Origin of the sequence: Bradyrhizobium sp. CCBAU 51753, from assembly GCF_015291565.1 — a bacterium.
In the GTDB taxonomy this organism is placed as follows: domain Bacteria; phylum Pseudomonadota; class Alphaproteobacteria; order Rhizobiales; family Xanthobacteraceae; genus Bradyrhizobium; species Bradyrhizobium ivorense.
Map to the genome: position 1 here is coordinate 1,583,017 of NZ_CP030037.1, position 21,105 is coordinate 1,604,121.

Here is a 21,105-nt window from a genome sequence, read left to right on the forward strand (position 1 = left end):
CGGGCATACCGCTAGGAACAGCCATCATGTCAGACAATGCCCAGCCGCAACTGCTTCACCTCGTCATCGGCGGCGAGTTGACCGATCTCGAGCACAACACCTTCAAGAACCTGGACGAGGTCGACATCGTCGGCGTGTTCCCGAACTATGCGACCGCCCATGCGGCCTGGAAGGCGAAGGCGCAGCAGACCGTCGACAACGCCCAGATGCGCTATTTCGTCGTTCACCTCCACCGGTTGCTCGATCCCGAGCAGGACGCAAAGCACTCCCATTGAAACGTTTTTTTCGCGATTTGCTGCGCAGCGCCGTCGTACAGCGCGCGTTGGGCGTGCTTGCGGCCGAGTATCTGCGGCTGGTCTGGCTCACCAACCGCTTCAGCTACGAGCCGACTGACGTCTATCAGATGGTCGAGCCGTGGATGCCGGCGATCTTCGTGTTCTGGCACGGCCAGCACTTCATGACGCCGTTCATCAAGAGCAAGGAGAGCTACCGCGCCAAGGTGCTGATCTCGCGCCACCGCGATGGCGAGTTCAATGCGATTGCGGTCGAGCGGCTCGGCATCGGCACCATCCGTGGTTCCGGCGACCATTCCGGCGCGTTTCAGCGCAAGGGCGGCGTCGGCGCCTTCATGGAGATGGTGCGCTCCCTGCAGGACGGCTGCAATATCGCGACCACGGCCGATGTGCCGAAGCGGGCGCGGGTGGCGGGGCTTGGGCCGATCATGCTGGCGCGGGAAACCGGCCGGCCGATCATCCCGTTCGCGATGGTCACCAGCCGATTCATTCGGTTGAAAAACTGGGATTCGACCACCATCAATTTGCCATTCGGGCGCGGCGCGGTGGTAGGTATTGAGCCGGTCTACGTGCCGCCGGATGCCGATGCCGACACGATGGAAAAGCTCCGGCAGCAGGTGGAGTATCTTCTGAACGAATCGACCCGGCGCGCCTATGAGGTGGTCGGGCGGCCGGAGGCAGCGCTTGGCTAGCTCGCTCCCGATGACGTTGCGTGTTTACCGCAAGCTGTCGTCCGCGATGGTGCCGCTCGCGCCTGCCCTGATCAAGCGCCGGCTCAAGCTCGGCAAGGAAGACCCCGAGCGCGTCGGCGAGCGGCGCGGCATGAGCGACGATGTCCGGCCGCACGGCCCGCTGGTGTGGATTCACGGCGCGAGCGTCGGCGAGGTGCTGGCGGGGGCCGGGCTGATCGAGCGGTTGCGCGCGCTCAATTTGCGCATCCTCCTGACCTCGGGCACGGTGACTTCGGCGGCGATCGTGGCCAAGCGGTTCCCGCCCGACGTGATCCACCAATACGTGCCGTATGACTCGCCGCGTTATGTCGCGCGCTTCCTCGACCACTGGCGTCCGTCGCTGGCGCTGTTCATCGAGTCGGATCTGTGGCCGAATCTGATTCTGTCGAGCGCCGCGCGGCGGCTGCCGATGGTCCTGATCAACGGGCGGATGTCGCAGCGCTCGTTCCCGCGCTGGCAACGGCTGTCCCACACCATCGGGACGCTGCTCGGACAGTTCGACATCTGCCTCGCGCAGTCGCAGACCGACGCCGAACGCTTTGCCGCGCTCGGCAGCCACAACGTCATCGTCACCGGCAACCTCAAGCTCGACGTCGCGGCGCCGCCGGCCGATCCGGCCAAGCTGGAGCGGCTGATGTCGGTGACGCGCGGCCGTCCGATCGTGGTCGCGGCCTCCACCCATCCGGGCGAGGAGGAGATCGTGATCGAGGCGCACAAGTCGCTCGCCGGATTCTTCCCCGGGCTCCTGACCGTGATCGTGCCGCGCCATGCCGATCGCGGCGAGGCGGTCGCGCGGCTGGTGACCGACGCCGGCCTGCATCCCGGCCTGCGCTCGCACGAGGACCTGCCGGTTGCGACCACCGATATCTACGTCGCCGACACCATGGGCGAACTCGGCCTGTTCTACCGGCTGGCGCCGATCGTGTTCATGGGCGGCTCGCTGGTCGCGCATGGCGGCCAGAACCCGATCGAGGCGATCAAGCTCGGCGCCGCCATCGTGCACGGGCCGCACGTCTTCAATTTCACCGAGGTCTATGACGCGCTCGATCGCGGCGGCGGCGCCCGGCGTGCCGACGATCGGGAGGCGCTGGTCAAGCAGCTCGGCCGGTTCCTCGCCGATCCCGCCGCGCGGGACGCCTCGCTCGTGGCCTCCGAGCGCGTCGTCGAACAGCTCGGCGGTGCGCTGGAGCGCACGTTGACGTCTCTCGAGCCCTATCTGTTGCAGTTGCAGCTCGAGATGGGAGCCGCCAATGCGTGAGCCGGCCTTCTGGCACCGGCCCGCGTCTTGGACCTCGCATCTGTTGACCCCGCTTGCCGCACTGTACGGCACGATCGCCGCGCGGCGCATGCAGCGCCCCGGCACCGCCGCAGATGTTCCGGTGTTTTGCGTCGGCAATTACCATGTCGGCGGTGCCGGCAAGACGCCGACCGTGCTGGCGCTGGCAAAGCTGTTGCGCGAGCTCGATGAGCGGCCGGTGGTGCTGAGCCGCGGCTACGGCGGCGCGCTGCACGGCCCGGTGAAGGTCGATCCGGCCAGCCACACCGCGGCCGACGTCGGCGACGAGCCGCTGATGATGGCGGCCACGCTGCCCGTCGTGGTGTCGCGCGATCGCGCCGCTGGGCTGCCGCTCGCCTCCGCGCAGGACGCCAGCGTGATCCTGATGGACGACGGCTTCCAGAATCCGAGCGTGGTCAAGGATGCATCGCTCATCGTGATCGACGCTGCACGCGGCATCGGCAATGGCCGTGTCATTCCGGCAGGCCCGCTGCGCGCGCCGCTGCCGCCGCAGTTGTCGCGGACCGACGCGCTGATCGTGGTCGGCGAGGGACGCGCGGCGCAGGCCATCGCCGCCGAGATCCGCTCCCGCGGCAGGCCGGTGCTGTCGGCCCATCTGAAGCCGGATGAGGCTTCGCTCGCCGCGCTTCACGGCAAGCGCGTGCTGGCCTTTGCCGGCATCGGCGATCCGGCGCGCTTCTTCAACACGTTGCGGTCAAATGGCGTCGACGTCGCGCGCAGCAAAGCGTTCGCCGATCACCATGCCTTCACCAAGGGCGAGATCGATGCGCTCCTTGCCGAGGCCCGGCGCGATGGCCTGACCCTGGTGACGACGGAAAAGGATCTGGCGCGGTTGCGCGGCGCCGGCGGCCTGCCGGCCTGGGCGCAGGCGATCGTGCCGTTCGCGGTGACGCTGCAATTCGACGATGCCGACGCGCTGCGGCGCTTGGTGACGGATCAGTTGTTCAAGTCAAGGGAGAGGAGGGCGCGCAGGTCAACCTAGCCTTGCGGCTTGAGCACGCCGGGGTGGTGCCGCTGCAGCACGGCGGTCGGCGTGGCATAGGCCTCCTGCAGGTCGACGCTCCAGTACTTCAGCTCGTCGAGCGGAATCCGGACATCTGATATCGCGCAGCGCACATAGGTGCCCGGCGAGATCACGCGGAAGTCGCCGTCGAGATACTGCACCTGCGCTTCGCCATGGCCCGAGGGACCGAACTTGTTCAGCACGATTGAGCTCTCCGCCTTGCCCCGGACGAGGCCTACTGGATGTTCATGAAGCCGTCTATCACAGATAGGGAGGCATGTCCGCCCGTTAAACCACCGAGTTGTGATGATTTGGCGGCAGCCGCGCATGGTAGCCTTGCGCGCATGGTTCGCTGTGTTTCCCGCGCCATAACGCGCCGGCTGGATCGGATGCGCCTCGGATCAGTCCTGATGGTTCTGGCGATGCTTGCCGTGCCGGCCGCCGCCGCGACGTCGCTGCCGGCGCCGCGGCAGGTCGAGATCCCCGAAGGCAGCGTCACGCTGCATGCGCAGCTCTATCGGCCCGATGGCGACGGGCCGTTTCCGACCGTGATCGCGCTGCATGATTGCAGCGGCCTTGCCGGCCGTTCCGAACAGGTCGCGCCGCGCTATCGCGACTGGGCCGAGCAGCTGCTGACCACCGGGCATGCGGTGCTGCTGCCGGACAGCTACGGCGCGCGCGAGCTTGGGCCGCAGTGCCGCATCAGCAAGGAGCATCAGGTCCAGATCCGGCGCCAGCGCGTCGCCGATATCAGCGCGGCGCGGCAGTGGCTGGTGCAGCAGAAATGGGTGGCGAAGAGCCGCATCAGCCTGGTCGGCTGGGGCAACGGCGCCGCCGCGCTGCTGTGGGCGGTGCGGCCGCAAATGTGGTCGCGCAACAGCGAGCCGGATTTCCGCTCGGCGGTCGCGTTCTATCCGGATTGCCGTGCCTCGTCCGGCCTCGGCTGGAGCACGCGGGTGCCGACCCTGGTGCTGATCGGCGCGCGCGACGACGTGGCGTTGCCTGCTGCCTGCCGCCAGATGGTGGACGGCGCGCGCGGCCGCAGCGCGCTGGCGCGGATCGTGGTCTATCCCGACGCCTATCACGATTTCGACCGCGCCAACCTGCCGCTGCACGCGATCGCCGCCTCGGCCGATGCGACGACGCCGGAACGCGGCCATGTCGGCACCGACGCGGATGCACGCAAGGACGCGCAAAAGCGCGTCGCGGACTGGCTGGCGCGCTAGAGCATGATCCGGAAAAGTGCGCAGCGGCTTTCCGAAAAGATCATGCGCCAAAAGATCTAGAACAAGCTGCCCTGATCGACCGGCTTGACGACGCGCTTCGGCGCCGCAGGCTTCTCGCGCGGTGCTTGCGGTTTGCGCGGGCTCGCCGGCGGCCGGTCGGCATCGGACGTGACGGCGACCCGGCCGTCGGCGAACTCGATCGAGAGGCTGGCGCTCGGGCCGATATCGGCGGCGGCATGGACCGAGTGGCCGCGCTCGTCGCGCACCAGCGCAAAGCCGCGCTCCAGCACGCCGCGATAGGACAGCGCCGCCAGCAACTGCCCGCGATGGGTGACGCGCGCCTCCAGCCGCTGCAGCGTGGTGAGGAGGGCGCGGCGGGCGCGCTCGGCAAGCCGGTGGGTGCGCTCCAGATCGCGCGCGATCGCGTTGCGCTGCGCCTTGGCATTGGCGAGCCGGGAGGCCTGCAGCCGGATCTCGAGCCCGGCAAAGCGCTCGCGGCGGCGGTGCAGCAGCGCCCGCGCCGACAGCGTGATGCGTTCGCCGGAGACGGTGAGCCGCTGCCGCGCATGCGCGACCTGGCCGCGCAGCACCCCGATGGTGAGCCGCGCGCTGCTCGCGGCGAAGCGGCGGAAATGCGCGTGGGTGTTGGCCTTCAGCCCGCGCGGCAGGGCAGCAGCGAGATGGTCGAGCCGCTGCCGCGGGATCGCCAGCAATTCGCTCGCCGCCGGCAGCGCGCGCGCCGCGGCGCGCAGCTCGTTGCGGCGGGCCTCCTGGCCGCGCTGCCAGCACACCATGGTGCGGCGGGCGAGCGCCGCCACCTCGACGAACAGCTCGCTGCGCACCGGCACCGCCATTTCGGCGGCCGCCGTCGGCGTCGGCGCGCGCTTGTCGGCGGCAAAATCGATCAACGTGATGTCGGTCTCGTGGCCGACCGCCGAGATCAGCGGGATGTGGCTGTCGGCGGCGGCGCGGACCACGATCTCCTCGTTGAACGACCAGAGGTCCTCCAGCGAGCCGCCGCCGCGCGCGACGATCAGCAAGTCGGGCCGCGGAATCCGGCCGCCCTCCGGCAACGCGTTGAAGCCGCGGATCGCGGCGGCGACCTGCTCGGCCGAGCCGTCGCCTTGCACCTTGACCGGCCACACCAGCACCCGGCGGGGAAAGCGGTCCTCCAGCCGGTGCAGGATGTCGCGGATCACGGCACCCGTGGGCGAGGTGACGACGCCGATCACCTCGGGCAGCCAGGGCAGCAGCTGCTTGCGCGCCTCGTCGAACAGGCCCTCGGCGGCGAGCTTCTTCTTGCGCTCCTCCATCAGCGCCATCAGCGCGCCGACGCCGGCCGGCTCCAGCGAATCGATCACGATCTGGTACTTCGAGGAATTCGGATAGGTGGTCAGCTTGCCGGTGGCGATGACCTCGAGCCCTTCCTGCGGCTTGAAGCGCATCCGGGCATGGGCGAACTTCCAGATCACCGCCTCGATCTTGGCGCTCTCGTCCTTCAGCGCGAAATAGCAGTGGCCGGACGAGTGCGGCCCCCGGAAACCGGAGATTTCGCCGCGGACGCGGACGTGGCCAAACCGGTCCTCCACCGTCCGCTTCAGGGCGGAGGAGAGTTCCGAGACGGTGAATTCAGGCGCGTTGACGAGATTCGGAGCAGCAGTCATCTGACCTATAGAATCGGGGTTTTTGCCACTATGTGCAAGGTCTGGGCGGCCCAATTCGGGCGCCGCCTCACATATCCACATATCGCCGGACCGCTCGATTGCGGCGCGGCTAGGCCGTGCTAAACCATCGCAAAATGGCCTCTCAAACCCTCGATCGGCTTCGATGAACATTCTCCTGCTCGGTTCCGGCGGCCGCGAACACGCGCTGGCGTGGAAGATTGCAGCCTCCCCGCTGGTCGCAAAGCTCTGGTGCGCGCCGGGCAATGCCGGGATCGCGCGCGAGGCCGAATGCGTCGCGCTCGATGTCGCCGACCACGCCGCGGTGATCGAATTCTGCGAGCGCAATGCGGTCGACCTCGTGGTGGTCGGGCCGGAGACGCCGCTGGCGGCCGGCATCGTCGACGACCTCGCCGCCGCCGGCATCAAGGCGTTCGGGCCCGGCAAGCAGGCCGCGCAGCTCGAGGGCTCCAAGGGCTTCACCAAGGATCTCTGCAGCGAGTGCAACATTCCGACCGGCGCCTATCGCCGCTTCGACAATGCCGGGGATGCGCTGGCCTATGTGCAGGCGCAGGGCGCGCCGATCGTGGTCAAGGCCGACGGGCTCGCGGCCGGCAAGGGCGTCGTGGTGGCGCAGACGCTGGCCGAGGCGGAAGCCGCGATCGCGATGATGTTCGAGGGCGGCTTCGGCTCGGCGGGCGCCGAGGTCGTGATCGAGGAATTCCTCTCAGGCCGCGAGATCAGCTTCTTCGCGCTGTGCGACGGCGACACCGCGATTCCGCTGGCGACCGCGCAGGACCACAAGCGGGTGTTCGATCACGACCAGGGGCCGAACACCGGCGGCATGGGGGCGTATTCGCCGACGCCGTTCGTGACGGCTGAAATCCACGACCAGATCATGGCGCGGATCATCCTGCCGACGGTCGCCGGAATGAAGCGCCGCGGCACGCCGTTCAAGGGCGTGCTCTATGCCGGCGTGATGCTGACCGCGCAGGGCCCGAAGCTGTTCGAATACAATGTCCGCTTCGGTGATCCCGAGTGCCAGGTGCTGATGCTGCGGATGATGTCGGACATCGTGCCGGCGCTGCTCGCCGCCTGCGACGGGCAGCTGAAGAACTTTGACCTGCGCTGGTATCCGGAGCCGGCGCTGACCGTGGTGATGGCGGCTAAGGGCTATCCCGGCGACTACGCCAAGGGCACCCGGATCGACGGGCTCGATGACGCCGCCAAGGTCGAGGGCGTCGAGATTTTTCACGCCGGCACGGCGGCGAAAGACGGCGCGATCCTTGCCAATGGCGGCCGCGTGCTGAACGTCTGCGCGATGGGCAAGACCGTGACTGAGGCGCGCGACCGCGCCTATCAGACGATCGATCGCATCAACTGGCCGGACGGTTTCTGTCGCCGCGACATCGCCTGGCAGGCCGTGGAAGCGGAGCGGGGTTGATCCGATGAACTCCAGCGGCGACAATGGTGCGCCCCGGAGTCTCTCGATGACCGACTTCAAACTGCCCGAGACGCGCTACGCGCAGAGCGGCGACGCCAGCATTGCCTACCAGGTGATGGGCAACGGGCCGGTCGACATCATTCTGGTCCCCGGCCTGTTCTCGCATATCGAATACATGCACGAGCTGCCGGGTTACACCGCCGTGCTGCGCCGCCTGTCGCGCTTTGCCCGCGTCGTGGCGTTCGACAAGCGCGGCCAGGGCTTGTCCGACCGCATCAGCGGCGCGCCGTCGCTCGAACAGCGCATGGACGACGTGCGCGCGATCATGGATGCCATTGGCTCGCAGCGCGCGGCCCTGTTCGGCTTCTCCGAGGGCTGTCCGATGAGCGTGCTGTTTGCCGCGACCTATCCGGCGCGGGTCTCGCATCTCGTGCTGCTCGGCAGCTTTGCGCGTTCGAAGGACCGCTCGTCCGAACAGGAGTGGCGCGCGCGCTGCGACGAGATCGTGCAGAACTGGGGCGCGGGCGAGACCATCAAGTCCGTGGCGCCGAGCCAGGCGGCCAACACTGAAGCAATCGCCCAGGTCGCGAAGTTCGAGCGGCTGTCGAGCAGTCCGGGCGCGATCCGCACCCTGCTCACCCTCAACCGCGAGATCGACGTCACGACGATCTTGCCGATGCTGCAGGTGCCGACCCTGGTCCTGCATCGCACCGGCGATGGCCGCGTTCCCATCGCGCTTGGCCGCACTGTCGCGGATCTCATCCCCGGCGCCAAATGGCAGGAATATCCCGGCCGCGATCACTACTACTGGGTCGGCGAGAACGAGACGATGCTGGGCGATATCGAAGAGTTCGTCACCGGTCATCGCGACGATGCGCAGGGCGAGCTCGAGCGCGTGCTCGCGACCGTGCTGTTCACCGATATCGTGGATTCCACCCGCAACGCCGCCGCGATGGGCGATCAACGCTGGCGGCGGCTGCTCGACGATCACGACGAGCTCGCCCAGCAGATGGTCGACCGGCATCGCGGCCATCTGGTGAAAAGCACCGGCGACGGCATTTTGGCGACCTTCGACGGCCCCGGCCGCGCGGTGCGCTGTGCGCTCGCGTTCGGCTTCGCCGCGCAGCAGATCGGCCTTCCGGTGCGCGCCGGCCTGCACACCGGCGAGATCGAGGTGCGGGGAACTGACATCGGCGGCATTGCCGTGCATGCCGCGGCGCGCGTGATGTCGCGCTGCGGCTCCAACGAGGTGCTGGTGTCGCGCGTGGTCACCGACCTCGTCGCCGGCGCCGGCCTGAAATTCGCCGAACGCGGCGCGTTTGAACTGAAAGGCCTGCCGGGCAAGTGGGAATTGTTCGCGGCGAGCGGCTAGTAAGTGCTATCCGTCATTCCGGGGCGGCGCAACGCGCCGAACCCGGAATCTCGAGATGAGATGCGACCGTGCCAATACCATCGAGATTCCGGATCGACGCGCGATGCGCGTCGTCCGGAATGACGGAGAGGGGCTACAGCAAATCCCCGCCCGCCGCGCTCGCCGTGGTGCCGTGCTCGCGGAACGCCTTGATGACGTTCTTGCCGATCTTCCATTTGTGCACCTCGTCGGGGCCGTCGACCAGCCGCTGCGAGCGCACCTGGGTGTACCATTTTGCCAGCGGCGTATCCTGGCTGAAGCCGAGCGCGCCGTGCAGCTGGATCGCGGTGTCGATCACCTTGTGCACCATGTGGGCGTGGAAGATCTTTGCGATCGAGTTCTCCTGCCGGATGTCGAGGCCCTTCTCGGCCTTGTAGGCGATGTGCAGCAGCATCAGGCGGCCGATATAGAGCTCGCTGGCGCAGTCGGCGAGCATGAACTGCACCGCCTGGCGGTCGGCCAAGAGCTGGCCGAAGGTCGAGCGTTTTGTCACGTGGGCGACCGCCATATCGAGCGCGCGCTGCGCCTTGGCGACGTTGTGCATGCCGTGGCGCAGCCGGCCGTAGGCAAGGCGGTGCTGGCCCATGTTGAAGCCGTTGCCCTCGCCGCCGAGCAGATTGTCGGCCGGCACCTTCAGATCCCTGATCTCGATTTCGGAGTGGCCGCCATGGATCACGTCGTCATGCGGGCCCTCGATCGCCATGTTGGCGACGTTGCGCTTGATCTTGTAGCCGGGGTTCGGCAGCTCGACGATGAAGGTCGAATATTGCTTGTGGCGCGGCGCGTTCGGATCGGTCTTGGCCATCACCAGCGCGAGATCGGCGACGCTCGCCGACGACGAGAACCATTTTTCGCCGTTGAGGATGTAGTTCTCGTTGCCGTCCTTCACCGCCGTGGTTTGCATGCCGGTGGCGTCGGCGCCGGCGGCCTTTTCGGTCATCGAGAAGCAGATCCGCTTCTCGCCGTTGAGCAGGGGTTTAAGGAACTTCTCCTTCTGGTACTCGGTGCCGTGCGCGAGGATCGTCATCATCGAGGCGTCATCCGGCCCCTGCGTGTTCAGCGCCAGCGCGCCGAGCATGCTCTCGCCGAGCTCCATCTGCACCAGCGCGTTGGCGAGCGGACCAAGCCCCATGCCGCCATATTCCTTCGGCACGAACGGGCACCACAGGCCCTGCGCGCGGGCCTTCTTCCGCAAGGGGCCGAGCACCTCGGGGAGCGGCTTGGTATCCAGTTCCTTCTCGGCGGGAATGCACTCGTCGTGGACGAATTTGCGGACTTTTTCGCGGATCGCCTTGGCCTCGGCCGGAATCTCGAAATCGATCGACATGGCACTTCCTCGTTTCATGTTGTTGTTGGCGGCACTTGAGGATGGCATAAACCTCGCCTGTGCCAGCGGCAACGCCGAACAAAGTTTGAAGCAGGGCGCGCGCCGGGAAGGAGCCTTCGATGCCTGATCTTGCCGATCTTTTTCCCGGGTATGCGTCGGAATGGATCAACACCTCGCAGGGCCGCATCTTCGCCCGCGTCGGCGGCAAGGGCCCGCCGCTATTGCTGCTGCACGGTTTTTCGTCGACGCATGTGATGTGGCACACGGTGGCGCCGAAGCTCGACGACAAGTTCACGCTGATCATTGCCGACCTGCCCGGCTACGGCTGGTCCGACATGCCGCGCAGCGATGCCAACCACACGCCCTACACCAAGCGCGCCTGGGCGAAGACCATGGTCGAGGCGATGGAGCAGCTCGGCCATGTGCATTTCGCGCTCGCCGGCCACGACCGCGGCGGCCGCGTCTCGTACCGGCTCGCGCTCGATCATCCCGGCCGGCTGTCGAAGCTCGCGGTGCTCGATATCGCGCCGACCTATGACTACTGGCAGAAGCTGAACCGGCTGTCGGCGCTGAAAATCTATCACTGGGCGTTTTTGGCGCAGCCCGCGCCGCTGCCGGAGACGCTGATCTCCGGGCAGGGCGAATTCTTCCTAAGAGAGAAGATGGCAAGCCAGACCAAGAGCGGGACGCTCGACGCCATCGATCCGCGCGCGCTGGAACATTACCTCGCGCCGTTCCGCGATCCCGCCCGCATCCACGCGATGTGCGAGGACTACCGCGCCGGCGCCTATGCCGACTACGAGATCGACAAGGCCGACGTCGACGCCGGCAACAAGATCACGATCCCGATGCTCGCACTGTGGGGCGACGCCGGCGTCGCCAGCGCGGCGACGACGCCGCTGGATACCTGGAAAAAGTGGGCCACCAATGTCAGCGGCGCGCCGGTGGATTCCGGGCATTTCCTCCCCGAGGAAGCGCCGGATGCCACCGCGAAATTGCTGCGGGAGTTTTTCCTGGCGGGGTGACTCGGCTCTCGCACCGTCATCCTGAGGTGCGAGCCTCTTCGGCGAGCCTCGAAGGATGAATCGGCCCGGCTGGTGGCCGTCGACCCTTCGAGGGCCGCTGAAGAAGCGGCCACCTCAGGATGACGGGGATAGACTTATTCCGCTGCGAGGCTTCCCCGGATATCGCTTCGCTCATCCGGGCTACGGCCTCACCGCCGCTCCCGAAAAAATTCGCGCAAGAGCCGCGCCGCCTCGGTCTCGCCCACAGCGCCATAGATCTCCGGCACGTGGTGGCAGGTCGGCTGTGCGAAGAAGCGGACGCCGGATTCCACCGCGCCGCCCTTGGGGTCGGCGGCGCCGTAATAGAGCCGGCGGATGCGGGCGAAGGAGATCGCGCCGGCGCACATGGTGCAAGGCTCGAGCGTGACATAGAGGTCGCAGTCGACCAGCCGTTCGGTGCCGATGGCGTCCGCGGCCTGCCGGATCGCGAGGATTTCCGCATGTGCGGTCGGGTCGCGGTCGGTCAGGGTGCGGTTGCTGGCCGTGGCAATCACCTCGTAACCCCGCACAATGACGCATCCGATCGGAACTTCGCCCGACTTTCCGGCATTTTCGGCGGTTTTCAGCGCCAAATCCATGAAAGAAGGGGCTGACATGCCTCGTATCATCCCAAGAAACCTGCTACTAGCGTCGCCTTCAGCACAAGTGGATGCCGGTTTTGTGCCAGCGCGCCTCGCATGGCGCGCGGATCCCCGGTTGCCCTGCACCCTCAATTGAACGCCCAGGCGAGAAATATTCATGCCCCGCGACAGCGACAAAAACAACGATTCCCGGCGCGGCCGGGGTGACCGGGGTGGCCCCGGCAAGGGCCGCCCTGGTGGCGCGCGCGGGGACAAGCCGTTCGGCAAGCGCAGCTTCGGTGGCAAGGATCGCGACAAGGGCGATCGCGACAAGCGCTCATTCGGTGGCAAAAGCGAAGGCCGCGCGTTCCGCCGCCGCGAGGATGGCGATAGCCCGCGCCGCGACTATGGCGACCGGCCGCGCTTCAAGCGCGATGACCGCGAGGGCGGCGACAAGCGCCCGTTCAAGCCGCGCGGCGAGCGGCGCGATTTCGACAAGGGCGACCGGGCTCCGCGCGGCGAGCGCGGCGATGCGCGTCCGGCGGGACGGTTCTCGGACCGCAAGTTCGGCGAAAAGCGCTCCTATGGCGATCGCGAGAAGCGTCCCTACACGCCACGCGGCGAGCGCGACGGCGAGAAGCGCACCTTCAAGCCGCGCGGCGAACGCGCCGAGCGCAAATTCGACGACCGCAAGTTTTCCCGCGGCGATCGCGACAAGGGCTCGTTCCGCGACAAAAGCGAGGGCCGTTCGTTCCGCCGCCGCGAGGATGGCGACGCACCGCGACGCGATTTCGGCGATCGTCCGCGTTTCAAGCGCGACGATCGCGGCCCCGATCGGGATTTCGGCGGCCGCGACCGCGGCGACGAAAAGCCGTGGCAGAAGCGCGAGCGCACGCCGCGCGACGACTACAAGTCGCGCGACGACTACAAGCCGCGCGACGACCGCGAGGGCGGCGACCGTCCGCGCTTCTCCCGGCCGCGCGAGGATCGCGAGCAGGGCGATCGTCCGTTCCGCGAGCGGCCGAAATTCAGCCGGCCGCGCTGGGAGAAGCACGAGGACGGCGACCGCCGCGACAACCGCCGCCGCGAGCGTCCCGAGGGACGCACCGACTGGCAGGAGCATCCGCGCAGCGAGGGCCGCTTCTCCGACCGGCCGCGCCGCGACAACGAGGACGACAGCCAGATCTTCGCCAAGCGTCCGGCGTTCGGCGGCCGCGGCGCCTATCGCGAGCGCTCCTACGATGAGAAGCGGACGCGTCCCGAGCCCGCGGCGCCGAAGAAGTCCGGCGAGCGCATCGCAAAGGTGCTGGCGCGCGCCGGCCTCGCCTCGCGCCGCGATGCCGAGGAGATGGTGACGCAGGGCCGCGTCACCGTGAACGGCCGCGTGATCAATTCGCCGGCGCTCGACGTCACCGCCAACGACGTGGTGGCGGTGGACGGCACGCCGTTGCCGCCGCGCGAGCGGACCCGGCTGTTCCTCTATCACAAGCCGCGCGGGCTGATGACGACGCATGCCGATCCCGAGGGACGGCCGACCGTGTTCGACAATCTGCCCGAGGGCCTGCCGCGGCTGATCTCGATCGGCCGGCTCGACTTCAACACCGAGGGCCTGCTGCTGCTGACCAACGACGGCGGGCTCGCCCGCACCTTGGAATTGCCCGACACCGGCTGGCTGCGTCGCTACCGCGTGCGCGCGCATGGCGAGGTGACGCAGGGGCAGCTCGACGAATTGAAGAAGGGCGTCGAGGTCGACGGCGTCAAATACGGCCCGATCGATGCGACCTTGGAGCGCGATCAGGGCGCCAACGTCTGGGTCGAGTTCGCGATCCGCGAGGGCAAGAACCGCGAGGTGCGCAACGTGATGGCGCATCTCGGCCTCGAGGTGAACCGGCTGATCCGGATTTCCTACGGCCCGTTCCAGCTCCGCGAGCTCGAGGAGGGCAAGGTCGAGGAGGTCAAGACGCGGGTGCTGCGCGAGCAGCTTGGCGAGAAGGTCGCCAAGCTCGCCGGCGCCGATTTCGCGCCGCCGGAACAGCGCGACGCCGGCGACGGCGACGGTGCGCCCAGCAAGAAGCCGTTCAAGGCCAAGCGCGAAACCATCAACGACCGCAAGGGCCGCCGCGTGCTGGTGCAGCGCACCGGCAGCGAGGAGGCGCGCGAGCGCAACGAGGACGAAGCCAGCGGCTACGGCCCGCCGCGCCGCCCCAAGCGCGGCTATCACGGCAAGCGCGATCTCAAGCCGCGGGACGAGTAACGATCGATGCGTGTCGTCGGGGGCAGGCTGAAGGGCCGCAATCTCGCCTCGCCGTCGGGGCGCGAGATCCGGCCGACCGCGGACCGCTTGCGCGAGTCCGTGTTCAACATCCTGATTCATGCCTACGACAATCCGATTGAGGGCGCGCGGGTGCTCGACCTGTTTGCCGGCACCGGCGCGCTCGGCATCGAGGCGGTCTCGCGCGGCGCAAAGTTCACGCTGTTCGTCGACAATGGCGCCGAGGCGCGGGCATTGTTGCGCAACAATGTCGAGTCGCTCGGGCTTGGCGGCGTGACAAAAGTCTATCGCCGCGATGCCACCGATCTCGGTCCGGCGCATCCGGTCGAGCCGTTCGCGCTGGTGTTTCTCGATCCGCCCTATGGCAAGGGTCTCGCGGACAAGGCCCTCGCCTCGCTGCGCGACGGCGGCTGGCTGACGCCGGGCGCATTGCTGGTGGTGGAGGAGGCGAAGGCCGCCGCGTTCGCGCCGCCCGAAGGTTTCGAGGAGCTCGAGCGCCGCGCCTATGACGACACCGAGTTCGTGTTTCTGCGGAGCGCGTGACGTCGCCGCTCGCCCGGTCGAGCCGGGCGATGACGGGTGGATGTGCATACGCGCGCTGCGATAAGTCCCGTCATCCTGAGGTGCGAGCTCTTGCGAGCCTCGAAGGATCGACGGCCACCAGCCGGGCCGTGCATCCTTCGAGGCTCGCCGAAGAGGCTCGCACCTCAGGATGACGGGTTGGTCTGATTCAAGTGCCAAACAGCTTATTCGCTGTCATCACCCGCGCAGGCGGGTGATCCAGTATTCCAGAGGCAGTAGTCATTGAGCCAAGAAGCCGTGGCGTACTGGATCGCCCGGTCGAGCCGGGCGATGACGCCTGTATTTGTGGAGCTACCTTCGCCCGAACAGCTTCTCGATATCGCTGAGCTTCAACTCGACATAGGTCGGGCGGCCGTGGTTGCACTGGCCGGAGTTCGGGGTGTCTTCCATCTCGCGCAGCAGCGCGTTCATCTCTTCCGGCTTGAGGCGGCGGCCGGCGCGGACCGAGCCGTGGCAGGCCATGGTGGCGGCGACGTGCATCAGGCGGCGCTCCAGCGGCAGCGCCTCGTCCCACTCTTCCATGTGCTCGGCGAGGTCGCGCAGCAGGCCGGCGGCATTGGCCTTGCCGAGCAGCGACGGCGTCTCGCGCACCGCGATCGCGCCGGGGCCGAAGGAATCGATCGCGAGCCCGAACGACGCCAGCTCCTCGGCGCGATCGTGCAGTTTTTCCACGGTGGCTTCGTCGAGTTCGACGATCTCGGGGATCAAGAGGATCTGCCGCTGCACGCCGTTCTTCGCCAGCGAGGCCTTCAGCTTCTCGTAGACGATGCGCTCATGCGCGGCGTGCTGGTCCACCACGATCAGCCCGTCGCGGGTCTGCGCGACGATGTAGGTCTCGTGAATCTGCGTGCGCGCGGCGCCGAGCGGACGGTCGAGCAGGTCGGGGTGAGGCGCCGCCTCGAAGCGCACGTCGGCGGTCGGCGTGCCGACATCGAACGCGGCCTGGCCGGGCTCGGCGAATGCGGTGGCCGCCGCACCGTCGAACGCGCGCGCCGGATTGACCGGGAAGGTCGGCGAGCTGGGCCAGTCCCAATTGCCCGGGCGCGGCGGCGGCGTGAAGGCAGGGCGGAAGGCCGACAGCGTCGCGCCGTCGGCGGTGTTGGCCGCGGTGCGCCGGCCTTCGCGCGCGAGGCCCTCCTTCAACGCATGCACGATCAGCGCGCGCACCAGGCCGGCGTTGCGGAAGCGCACCTCGGTCTTGGCCGGATGCACATTGGCGTCGACCTCCTGCGGATCGCAGCTCACGAACAGCGCCACCACCGGATGGCGGTCGCGCGGCAGATAGTCGGAATAGGCCGCGCGCACCGCCCCGAGGATCAGCTTGTCGCGCACCGGGCGGCCGTTGACGAACAGATATTGCCCGAGCGCGTTGGCGCGGGTCAGCGACGGCGCGGCGGCAAAGCCCTCGACGACGACGCCTTCGCGCTCCGAACGCACCTCGATGGCCGAGCCGCGGAAATCGGCGCCGAGGATATCGCCGAGCCGGGTCAGCCGGCCGGCGGCGCCGGGCAGCGCCGCGGCCCAGGTCACCGGCGCGCGCTCCTCGCCGGCCAGGGTGAAGGCGACGTCGGGCCGCGCCATCGCCAGCCGCCGCACCACCTCGCGGATCGCCTCGGCCTCGGTGCGGTCGGTCTTCAGAAATTTCAGCCGCGCCGGCGTGGCGTAGAAGAGGTCGTTGACCTCGACGCGGGTGCCCTGGCCGAGCGCGGCCGGCATGATGTCCGATTTGGTGCCGCCTTCGACCGACAGCGACCAGGCATGCGGCTCGCTGGCGTGGCGCGTGGTGATGCCGAGCTTGGCCACCGCGCCGATCGAGGGCAGCGCCTCGCCACGGAAACCGAGCGTCCTGATGCGCAGCAGATCCTCGTCGTCGAGTTTCGAGGTGGCATGGCGGTCGACCGCGAGCGCGAGGTCGGCGCGCGTCATGCCGCTGCCGTCATCGGTGATGCCGATCCGGCGCCGGCCGCCGCCGTCGGTGAAGATGTCGATCCGGCTCGCGCCCGCGTCGATCGCGTTCTCGACCAGCTCCTTGACCACGCTGGCAGGACGTTCGACCACCTCGCCGGCGGCGATGCGGTTGACGACCTGTTCGGGAAGCTGACGGACGGGCATGGAGCGGGTATCAGAACGATGATTCGGAACGGAACGCCATTCTAGAGGGCCATGCGGGCAAATGCATGGGCTCGGGCGTGGGTCCGCGCCCGGCTGGGGATTGCGGGCCTATCGCCTTGAAGATGCTGGGGCTTCGGCGGTGGGCCACCGGCGCCGTGCTATTGTGGGGCTGCACGCGGCGGTATATCGTTTAGAAAAATTATAAGTTCTCGCCGGAGGAACCCCATGTGCCATTTGTTCGCGCATCAGCCGCAACGCGACTATGAATCGCAAACCAGATCGCTGCGGATCGACGGCCATTGCACCTCGATCCGGCTGGAAATGTCGTTCTGGGATACGCTGGAGGAGATCGCGGCCAAGGAAGGCATGAGCCTGGCCAAGTTCCTCACCACTCTGCACAACGAGGTGCTCGACCATCATGGCGAGGTCAACAATTTCGCCTCGCTGCTGCGCTGCTCCTGTTTGATCTATCGCGCCAAGGTGAACGCGCCGGCGAGCGTGCCGGAGTATCGCGTGAACGCAACCGCGATCATGGACGCGGCCGAGTAGGATCGGTCAATCCCGCAAGGAATAGCTGTCTCAAGCGGAATTCCCGTCATTGCGAGCGAAGCGAAGCAATCCATCTCACCGCCTATGCGGACCGATGGATTGCTTCGTCGCTATCGCTCCTCGCAATGACGGAGCCAGGTTCGGCGGCCCTGCCACACCGAAAGATCAGATCTCCTTCCTCTGCATCGCGCCGGCGATGTGGTCGGCCTGGCGGATCGCCAGCGACACGATGGTCAAGGTCGGATTGCAGGCCGCGCCCGAGGTGAACTGGCTGCCGTCCGAGATGAACAGGTTCTTGATGTCGTGGGTCTGGCCGAACTTGTTGCAGACGCCGTCGCGCGGCTTCTCGCTCATCCGGTTGGTGCCCATGTTGTGCGTGCTCGGATAGGGCGGCGTCGGATAGGTGACGGTGGCGCCGACCGCCTCGTACACCGCGGCGCCCTGCTTGTAGGCGTGATCGCGCATCGCGACGTCGTTCGGATGATCGTCGAAATGCACGCTGGCGACCGCCATGCCGAACTTGTCCTTGATCTTCGGGTCGAGCGTGATCCGGTTGGTCTCCTGCGGCATGTCCTCGCCGACCAGCCACATGCCGGCCATTCGCGGATAGCCTTCCATCGCGCTGGTGAATGAGCGGCCCCAGGCGCCGGGATTGAGAAACGCCGCCATGAACGGCAGGCCGAGCGACAGCGTCTCCATCTCGTAGCCGCCGACGAAGCCGCGCTTCGGATCGTTCCGCGCCTCGTCGCGGATGATGCCGGCCATGGTGGTGCCGCGATACATGTGCACCGACTTCTCGAAGGTCGCATACACGCTGCCGGTCATGTGCCGCATGTAGTTGCGGCCGACCTGGCCGGACGAGTTGGCAAGCCCGTCCGGGAACATGCTGGAGGCGCTGTTGAGCAACAGCCGCGGGCTCTCGATCGAATTGCCGGCGACCGCGACCACGCGGGCCTTCTGGCGCTGCATCGCGCCGGTCGCGTCGGCATAGACCACGCCGGTGACCTTGCCGGATGGATCATGCTCGATCTTGATCACCATGCTGCCCGGGCGCACTTCGAGATTGCCGGTGGCCTCGCCCTTCGGGATCTCGCTGTAGAGCGTCGACCATTTGGCGCCGGACTTGCAGCCCTGGAAGCAGAAGCCGATCTGCTGGCAGGAGCCGCGGCCATCGCGCGGCTCGCTGTTGATCGCCATCCGTCCGGTGTGGACTTCCTTGTAGCCGAGCTTCTTGGCGCCGGCCTCCATGACCTTGAAGTTGTTGTTGCCGGGCAGCCCCGGGATGCCGTTGGTGCGGGTGACGCCCATCTTGTCCTCGGCCTTGGCGTACCACGGCTCCATCTCGGCGAGCGTGATCGGCCAGTCGATCAGATTGGCACCGGGGATGCCGCCATAGACCGACTTGATCTTGAACTCGTGCTCGTCGAAGCGCAGCGAGGCGCCGGCCCAGTGCACGGTGGAGCCGCCGACCGCCTTGACGATCCAGGCCGGAATGCTCGGAAAGTCATGGGCGACGCGCCAGCTTCCCGAGGTGGTGCGCATGTCCGACCAGGCGAGCTGGCTAAAGCTGTCCCATTCGTCGTTGATGAAATCCTGGTTCTCGATGCGCGGGCCGGCTTCCAGGATCACGACCTTGACGCCCTTCTGTGCCAGCTCGTTGCCGAGCGTTCCGCCGCCGGCGCCGGAGCCGACGATCACGACAACGCCGCTGTCATTCAGATCGAATTTTGCCATTGTGTTCTCCCGACGTTGTCCGCTTCAGACCTTCGACAGCCAGTCGATGTCGGCAAAGCCGCGCTTGATGTAGCCGCCATGCTCGGCGGAGGAGCCCTCGTAGCCGAACCGCGGCCAGACCTCCTTGTTGTTGTAGAGCGAGACGATGAGGTCGCCGCGGACCTGCTGGAAGAACGCGCTCGGCTCGATCCGCTGCAGCAGCGCGACGCGGTCGTTCTCCCAGGCGACCTGGACGTAGGGCACCTTGTGGCGGTCGTTGGCCTCCTGGTCGAGCCGGGCGACGCCGTCGCTGAGCAACGCCTTGACCGCCGGGTCCTTCGCCGCCTTGCCGTCCCACGGCTTGACCGCCGTGATGTAGTAGCTGTCGCCGAGGAAATCGTGCGGATAGATGTCGCGCGCCATCTTGAGCAGCGTCTTCATCGTCGCCGGCGTCAGCGTCTTGGCGTCATCGGCCCAGGCGTCGCTGATGCCGAGCCCGGTCGAGGTCGCAATCGCGACCGCCGGTGCGGTCGCGGCCGCGCCTTTGAGAAACACGCGCCGGTCATATTTGCTGCGTCGATCGATTTCTCTCATGGGTTCCTCCGTAGATTATTATTTGGATTGAATTTGTTGTTTGAGCATGATCTTGCCGGAAAACCGGTGCCCACTTTTCCGGATCATGCTGTTAGCCGAAGCGCCCGCCGCGCTGGATCACCTCGATCTTGTAGCCGTCGGGATCGGAGACGAAGAAGAAGCGCGCCAGCGTCTTGCCGTCATGCTTGAAGTCGCGCAGCGGTCCGGGCGACAGCTTCTCCGCATCGAAGCGCGCGTGCTCGGCATCGACATCGTCGACGACGACGGCGAGATGGCCGTAGCCGTCGCCGAGCGCATAGGGCTCCTTGCGATCGAAATTGACCGTCAGCTCGACCTCGAACGGCGAGGACGGATGGCGCAGATAGATCAGCGCGAAATCGCCAAATCGCAGATTGTCCGCGATCTCGAGCCCGAACGCGCGGTGATAGAAATCGAGCGCCTTGGCCTCGTCGAGCACGCGGATCATCGAATGCACGGGTTTCGCCATTCAGTTCAGCTCCTTCAGATAGGCGATGATCAGGGCGCGGGTTTCAGCCTTGCCCTGCCGGTAGGCCATCACGGCGCCGGGGATCACCGCTTGCGGATCGGCCAGCCACGCATCGAGATGCGCGTCGTCCCAGACGAAATCGGCTGAGGCGAAGCCCGCGGAATATTTGAAGCCGCTGGCCTTGCCGGCGTGGCGGCCGGCGATTTGATAGAGCGACGGTCCCTGCCGGACCGGATCGGATGTGTTGGTGGTGTGGCAGGTTCCGCATTGCTGCTTGAACAGCGTCGCGCCGTCGGGCGGCTTGGCGGCGGGCAAGGGCATCTGCGCCGCCGTCATGTGCACCGCGAGCATCGCGCTGCAACATCCCAGCCCGATGCTCCATCCTGCGCGCCGCATCGCCATGCTCGCTCCCCGTCGTGAATGGACTGTAGGGCGCGGCTATCAGGCGGTGGTAGTAGCCGGCTGTTTCACGAGAACAAACCGCAAGCCGCGTTGTCGATGGGACGACAAGAAGATGGCAGCCGGACATCATGACGCGATCGCTCAGGATCGCGTCGTGATCTCATCTCGTTGTTTGCATGTGAGCTTTCCGGAAAACCTGCTCGCGCCTGTGCGGGTCATGCGCGCGATCGTGCCGCATATGTGCAACGCAATTCCGCGAAATGGCCGCGAAAACCCTGCACGATCTCCACACGACGCAGCTTGCATGACGCAGGCGCCGTTTGCGACATCATCAATCCGCGCACGGGGCAGGTCCGGAGCAGGCGGCGCCGGGAACC

21 protein-coding genes are annotated in these 21,105 nt (G+C 67.1%); 12 read left to right on the top strand and 9 right to left on the bottom strand.

Annotated elements, in window-relative coordinates; translation table 11 throughout:
- Positions 1 to 26: 26 nt before the first annotated feature.
- Genes XH93_RS07265 through lpxK form a run of 4 tightly spaced genes read left to right on the top strand, consistent with a single transcriptional unit; the run spans position 27 to position 3,303 of the window.
- Positions 27 to 275 (top strand): DUF4170 domain-containing protein, encoded by a 249-nt coding sequence (locus XH93_RS07265; RefSeq protein ID WP_194472984.1) that lies wholly within the window; start codon positions 27 to 29, stop codon positions 273 to 275.
- Entirely contained in the window at positions 272 to 985 is a 714-nt protein-coding gene (locus tag XH93_RS07270; protein WP_194472985.1) for a lysophospholipid acyltransferase family protein, read from the top strand. Before XH93_RS07265 ends, XH93_RS07270 begins: the two co-directional genes overlap by 4 nt.
- The gene (locus tag XH93_RS07275; protein WP_139480975.1) at positions 948 to 2,282 is read left to right on the top strand and encodes a 3-deoxy-D-manno-octulosonic acid transferase; all 1,335 of its coding nucleotides are present in this window, start codon (positions 948 to 950) and stop codon (positions 2,280 to 2,282) included. The genes XH93_RS07270 and XH93_RS07275 overlap by 38 nt, the downstream gene beginning before the upstream one ends.
- Positions 2,275 to 3,303: a tetraacyldisaccharide 4'-kinase gene (gene lpxK, locus XH93_RS07280; RefSeq protein ID WP_194472986.1), complete on the top strand. Its 1,029-nt coding sequence runs from the start codon at positions 2,275 to 2,277 to the stop codon at positions 3,301 to 3,303. The genes XH93_RS07275 and lpxK overlap by 8 nt, the downstream gene beginning before the upstream one ends.
- On the opposite strand, the gene XH93_RS07285 is transcribed toward lpxK, so the two are convergent.
- Positions 3,300 to 3,527, bottom strand: a complete 228-nt coding sequence (locus XH93_RS07285) for a DUF2093 domain-containing protein (protein WP_139480993.1) — start codon at positions 3,525 to 3,527, stop codon at positions 3,300 to 3,302. The genes lpxK and XH93_RS07285 overlap by 4 nt on opposite strands.
- 207 nt (positions 3,528 to 3,734) lie before the next feature.
- Here XH93_RS07285 and XH93_RS07290 point away from each other — a divergent pair, with 207 nt between their 5' ends.
- On the top strand, positions 3,735 to 4,550 hold the full coding sequence (locus tag XH93_RS07290) for a dienelactone hydrolase family protein (RefSeq protein ID WP_371814940.1): 816 nt from the start codon (positions 3,735 to 3,737) through the stop codon (positions 4,548 to 4,550).
- A gap of 56 nt (positions 4,551 to 4,606) precedes the next feature.
- On the opposite strand, the gene xseA is transcribed toward XH93_RS07290, so the two are convergent.
- Entirely contained in the window at positions 4,607 to 6,214 is a 1,608-nt protein-coding gene (gene xseA, locus XH93_RS07295; RefSeq protein WP_194472988.1) for an exodeoxyribonuclease VII large subunit, read from the bottom strand.
- A 163-nt stretch (positions 6,215 to 6,377) separates the two neighbouring features.
- Here xseA and purD point away from each other — a divergent pair, with 163 nt between their 5' ends.
- The gene (purD, locus tag XH93_RS07300; protein WP_194472989.1) at positions 6,378 to 7,655 is read left to right on the top strand and encodes a phosphoribosylamine--glycine ligase; all 1,278 of its coding nucleotides are present in this window, start codon (positions 6,378 to 6,380) and stop codon (positions 7,653 to 7,655) included.
- A gap of 46 nt (positions 7,656 to 7,701) precedes the next feature.
- A complete protein-coding gene (locus XH93_RS07305; RefSeq protein WP_194472990.1) occupies positions 7,702 to 9,027 on the top strand; it encodes an adenylate/guanylate cyclase domain-containing protein in 1,326 nt (441 codons plus the stop codon).
- Between the two features lie 133 nt (positions 9,028 to 9,160).
- Here XH93_RS07305 and XH93_RS07310 read toward each other — a convergent pair whose 3' ends face one another.
- Entirely contained in the window at positions 9,161 to 10,393 is a 1,233-nt protein-coding gene (locus XH93_RS07310) for an acyl-CoA dehydrogenase family protein (protein ID WP_139480969.1), read from the bottom strand.
- On the opposite strand from XH93_RS07310, the gene XH93_RS42680 reads away from it, so the two are divergent.
- Together XH93_RS42680 and XH93_RS07315 are read left to right on the top strand one after the other, a co-directional pair.
- The gene (locus tag XH93_RS42680) at positions 10,392 to 10,520 is read left to right on the top strand and encodes a hypothetical protein (RefSeq protein WP_256436597.1); all 129 of its coding nucleotides are present in this window, start codon (positions 10,392 to 10,394) and stop codon (positions 10,518 to 10,520) included. The two genes, XH93_RS07310 and XH93_RS42680, sit on opposite strands and share 2 nt — an antisense overlap.
- Complete coding sequence (locus XH93_RS07315; protein ID WP_194472991.1) at positions 10,513 to 11,418, top strand: alpha/beta fold hydrolase; 906 nt, start codon at positions 10,513 to 10,515, stop codon at positions 11,416 to 11,418. The genes XH93_RS42680 and XH93_RS07315 overlap by 8 nt, the downstream gene beginning before the upstream one ends.
- 188 nt (positions 11,419 to 11,606) lie before the next feature.
- Here XH93_RS07315 and XH93_RS07320 read toward each other — a convergent pair whose 3' ends face one another.
- The gene (locus XH93_RS07320) at positions 11,607 to 12,065 is read right to left on the bottom strand and encodes a nucleoside deaminase (RefSeq protein ID WP_139480992.1); all 459 of its coding nucleotides are present in this window, start codon (positions 12,063 to 12,065) and stop codon (positions 11,607 to 11,609) included.
- Between the two features lie 130 nt (positions 12,066 to 12,195).
- Between XH93_RS07320 and XH93_RS07325 the strand changes: the two genes are divergently transcribed.
- Both XH93_RS07325 and rsmD read left to right on the top strand, forming a co-directional pair.
- Positions 12,196 to 14,271 carry a pseudouridine synthase gene (locus XH93_RS07325; RefSeq protein ID WP_194472992.1) on the top strand — a complete coding sequence of 692 codons (2,076 nt, stop codon included), beginning with the start codon at positions 12,196 to 12,198 and terminating at the stop codon, positions 14,269 to 14,271.
- A 6-nt stretch (positions 14,272 to 14,277) separates the two neighbouring features.
- Positions 14,278 to 14,832, top strand: a complete 555-nt coding sequence (gene rsmD / locus XH93_RS07330) for a 16S rRNA (guanine(966)-N(2))-methyltransferase RsmD (protein ID WP_194472993.1) — start codon at positions 14,278 to 14,280, stop codon at positions 14,830 to 14,832.
- Between the two features lie 330 nt (positions 14,833 to 15,162).
- On the opposite strand, the gene mutL is transcribed toward rsmD, so the two are convergent.
- Entirely contained in the window at positions 15,163 to 16,983 is a 1,821-nt protein-coding gene (gene mutL, locus XH93_RS07335) for a DNA mismatch repair endonuclease MutL (protein WP_194472994.1), read from the bottom strand.
- A gap of 225 nt (positions 16,984 to 17,208) precedes the next feature.
- Here mutL and XH93_RS07340 point away from each other — a divergent pair, with 225 nt between their 5' ends.
- Positions 17,209 to 17,532, top strand: coding sequence for a ribbon-helix-helix domain-containing protein (locus tag XH93_RS07340; RefSeq protein WP_194472995.1), 324 nt, complete (start codon positions 17,209 to 17,211; stop codon positions 17,530 to 17,532).
- 165 nt (positions 17,533 to 17,697) lie between these two features.
- On the opposite strand, the gene XH93_RS07345 is transcribed toward XH93_RS07340, so the two are convergent.
- The 4 genes from XH93_RS07345 to XH93_RS07360 all read right to left on the bottom strand — a co-directional run bounded on the left by XH93_RS07345 (position 17,698) and on the right by XH93_RS07360 (position 20,647).
- Positions 17,698 to 19,266, bottom strand: a complete 1,569-nt coding sequence (locus XH93_RS07345) for a GMC family oxidoreductase (RefSeq protein WP_194472996.1) — start codon at positions 19,264 to 19,266, stop codon at positions 17,698 to 17,700.
- Positions 19,267 to 19,290: 24 nt separating this feature from the next.
- A complete protein-coding gene (locus XH93_RS07350) occupies positions 19,291 to 19,839 on the bottom strand; it encodes a gluconate 2-dehydrogenase subunit 3 family protein (protein WP_194472997.1) in 549 nt (182 codons plus the stop codon).
- Between the two features lie 91 nt (positions 19,840 to 19,930).
- A complete protein-coding gene (locus XH93_RS07355) occupies positions 19,931 to 20,326 on the bottom strand; it encodes a VOC family protein (RefSeq protein ID WP_194472998.1) in 396 nt (131 codons plus the stop codon).
- A complete protein-coding gene (locus tag XH93_RS07360) occupies positions 20,327 to 20,647 on the bottom strand; it encodes a cytochrome c family protein (protein WP_371815098.1) in 321 nt (106 codons plus the stop codon). It lies immediately after the preceding gene.
- Between the last annotated feature and the right edge of the window lie 458 nt (positions 20,648 to 21,105).